The organism is Arenibacter sp. F20364, assembly GCF_023015905.1.
GTDB lineage: Bacteria > Bacteroidota > Bacteroidia > Flavobacteriales > Flavobacteriaceae > Arenibacter.
Genome location: NZ_JALKBD010000117.1, coordinates 1 through 972, shown reverse-complemented (window position 1 = coordinate 972; position 972 = coordinate 1). Strand labels below are relative to the sequence as shown.

Here is a 972-nt window from a genome sequence, read left to right as displayed (position 1 = left end):
GTGATAAAGGTGACACTGGTGCTACTGGCTCTACTGGAGCTAAAGGTGACCAAGGTGATAAGGGTGAAAAAGGAGATACTGGAGCGAAAGGCGACCAGGGCGAAAAAGGTGAGACAGGAGCTCAGGGTCCAATAGGACTTACTGGTGCTAACGGTGCTAAAGGCGACAAGGGTGATACCGGAGCTACAGGTGCAACTGGAGCCAAGGGAGATCAAGGTGATACTGGTGCGACCGGAGCAACTGGTGCAACAGGACAGACTGGAGCACAGGGTATCCAAGGAGAGACCGGAGCCACAGGTGCTACGGGCGCCCAAGGTTTAAAAGGTGATCAAGGAGACAAAGGCGAAACTGGAGCTAAAGGTGATACAGGTGCCCAAGGAATACAAGGTGTAACTGGCGCCAAGGGAGATCTGGGAGACAAGGGAGATACTGGTGCTACCGGAGCAACCGGAGCAACAGGTGCGACTGGTGCAACTGGAGATCAGGGTATCCAAGGTTTAAAAGGAGATAAAGGTGACACTGGTGATACTGGTGCCCAAGGAATACAAGGTATCCAAGGTGAAACCGGAGCTACTGGTGCGGACGGAGCTACTGGAGCTAAAGGAGACACTGGTGCAACTGGCCTAACCGGAGCCAAGGGAGATCAGGGAGACAAAGGTGATAAAGGAGATACTGGTGCGACCGGAGTCAAAGGAGATACAGGTGCCAAGGGAGATCAAGGCGACAAGGGTGATACCGGAGCCAAAGGCGACCAAGGCGATAAAGGTGAAACGGGAGCTACTGGTGCAACGGGTGAACAAGGAATCCAAGGTGTAAAAGGTGATCAAGGCGACAAGGGTGAGACTGGTGCTCAAGGCATCCAAGGGGTAACCGGAGCCAAAGGAGATACCGGAGCTAAGGGTGATACCGGTGCTACAGGAGCTACTGGCTCTACTGGAGCTAAGGGTGACCAAGGTGATAAGGGTGAAAAAG

At 53.5% G+C, this 972-nt stretch carries 1 pseudogene; it reads left to right on the top strand.

Annotated features, from left to right (window positions below):
• Nucleotides 1–972 (top strand): annotated as a pseudogene (locus MWU84_RS23950) (hypothetical protein); the annotation flags it as partial.